The following is a 2,537-nucleotide window of genomic DNA, read 5'->3' as shown; positions in this document are numbered from 1 at the left end:
TCTCCTGGCCGCTGCCCTCGTGCAGCAGGCGCACCCGCTCGGGCCGGCCGCCTTCCTTGGCCAGGCGCAGGCCCTGACCCGTCTCCTCGCGGAAGAAATGCTTCATGGACAGGGTCTCGCCCGCGCGCAGCAGGCTGCGGTCCAGCACGCTGTGGGCGCGGCTGTCGGGCTGGGCGCCGCGGGCCGTGGGATGGTTGAAGCGCCAGGACTCGATGCCGCGGTTCCAGCTGCTGAACACAAACGCCATGTCGCGCGCGCCGCCGGGCGCGGCGGCGCGGGCCGTGACGAAGAAGCCGTACTCGCCCTCGCAGCGCTGGCCCGGCCCGCTGGGCAGGCTCAGGGCCTCGGGCACCAGGGCGCGGCCCTGCTCATCGGTGCGGCCGGCCCACAGGCGCTTGCCGCGGCAGTCGTTCACCGCCACCTCGGCGCCGGGCACGGGGCGGCCGCGGTCCAGGCTGGTGACCCAGACCAGGCTGTTCTCGCGTCCCCACTTGAAGTGCACGCCCAGATTGGTGACCAGCACCCCGGTGCGCACATACATGGGCTGGGCCTTGTCCAGCAGGGCCTGGCCCAGGCGGCGCGAGGCGATCTCCACCACGTGGTAGCCGGGGCTGGCGATGGGCAGGCCCAGCACCTCGAAGGGTCGCGGCGGTGCGCCGGCCGGCGTGGCCAGGCTGGGCAGGGCCAGGTCTTGCACGCCGGACTCGCGCGCCAGCATGGACAGCTCGCGCGTGTGCACATAGCGCTCCACGCGGCGCTGGCGGCGTTGGCCGTTCGGTCCCTCATCCTCCACCAGCTCGGTCCACTGGCTTTGCGGCAGGCCCAGCTCGCGCGCCGGCAGCTGGCTCTCATGCCAGCGCTTGAGGCGCAGATAGGCGGCCAGGATCTCGGCATCGCTGTCCAGGCGCTTGATCTGCACCCGGCCGGCGCTGGCCTTCTGGCCGGCCAGATCCTCCTGGGTGTGGCGCAGGGTCACCGGCAGCAGGGCCGGCCCCGGCGCATCCCGCTCGGTGGGCAGCTCGATCACGCCGAAGGGCGCGGCCGCGAACTTGGCCAGGGGCGGCGCGCCACCGGTGCTGATCTTGAGCGGAAAGCTGGCGGCATTGGCCAGGGCGCGGCCGCTCTGGTCCTTGAGCCCGGCGGGCAGCTCGATCTGATAGGCCGCGTTCTCGGCCAGGGGCGTGGGAAAGCGCAGCTCGGAGAGCTCGGTGGACTTGTCGTCCTTGTCCACGACCGGCGCCAGGGCCGCGCCGCCCTCGGCGGGCTTGAGGCGCACGGCCAGGGCCTGCTCGCGCGGCACCGGCTCGGAGAAGCGCAGCACCACCGGCCGGATCGGCAGGCAGGGTGCGCCGGCGCGTTCGCGCTCGCAGCTGAATTCGGCCGTGAGCGGTTCACGCACCTCGTAGTCGAAGCGCTGCTCGGCACGGGTGAGCAGTTGCGGGTTCAGCGCCGAGGCAATACCTGGCCCCCAGACCAGACGCAGCTTGGCCTTGGGCGGCAGCGGGCGCTGACAACTGACAAGAAGCTGCTGGGCCTGCTGGGCCTTGGGCACGCGGCGGGCCTTGAGCAGGGCCTCGCGCGGCGCCCCCTCGATCACGCGCAGGGGCAGGCGTTCGCCGATGCCCTGCACCTCGCACCAGGCACCGCGCGTCAGGCTCTCGGCCCGGATGGGCCCGCTGAGCTGGAGCAAGAAGGCCTGGTCTTCCTCGATGCGGCTGCCGGGCCAGGGCTCCACCTGGAGCACGGCCGGCGCCGCGGTGCTGAAGCTGAACTCGCGCGGGCCGCTGAGCTCGCCCTGCAGGGGCTTGAATGCGGCCTTGAGCTGGATGCGGCAGCGGCTGCCCGCGGGCAGGGGCTGAGCCAGATCGAACAGCCACTCGCTAGCCTGGGACCAGCGGCCATCGCCCTTGGGCGCGGGCAGGCCCTCACAGCTGAGCTCGGCCGGGGCCGGCAGGCGCGGGTCGCCCTGGGGCACGACGGGCTCGGAAAAGCGCAGGCGCAGCTGCCGCACCTCGCGCACCTCGCCCTGCGGGCTCACGCTGCTGACCGTCACCGCAAAGGCCTGCAGCGAAGGGGCCAGAAGCGCGGTCAATGCAAGGGATGCGGAGCAAACCACACGCGATACCGCGGGAACGCGCTCAGCGAAGGAATACGAAGAGCCCGCGACAGGGGCGCGAAATAGAGCTTTGACCAGCTTCATGGGCCTCCCGGGCCGATGGTTCAATCTGCTGGTGAGTCTAGGTCAGCCCTCGGCGCCACGGTGCGCGCGCCGCACCGTCAATTGTGGGGATTGCCGGGACATGAATTCGAAAGCGGGAACGTAGCCCGCAGTACCCATATCTGAGGAGGCTCTCTCAATGAGAGCCTCGATATTCGGTAAAAAACAAAACCCCTCCCAGCGTTGGCTGGGAGGGGTTTTGAGGTGTAAATAGCCTGACGATGACCTACTTTCACACGGGAACCCGCACTATCATCGGCGCGGAGTCGTTTCACTGTCCTGTTCGGGATGGGAAGGAGTGGGACCAACTCGCTATGGT

The 2,537-nt window shown here is 70.6% G+C and carries 1 rRNA gene and 1 pseudogene; both read right to left on the bottom strand.

Features of this window, described 5'->3' with window-relative positions:
- A pseudogene (locus ACK5F2_RS08555) lies at window positions 1-2,092 on the bottom strand (alpha-2-macroglobulin); the annotation flags it as partial.
- 339 nt (window positions 2,093-2,431) lie between these two features.
- Window positions 2,432-2,537 (bottom strand): 5S ribosomal RNA (gene rrf / locus ACK5F2_RS08550); the annotation flags it as partial.

Origin of the sequence: Roseateles sp., from assembly GCF_046300915.1 — a bacterium.
GTDB lineage: Bacteria > Pseudomonadota > Gammaproteobacteria > Burkholderiales > Burkholderiaceae_C > Kinneretia.
This window is presented reverse-complemented; position numbering and strand designations above follow the sequence as displayed.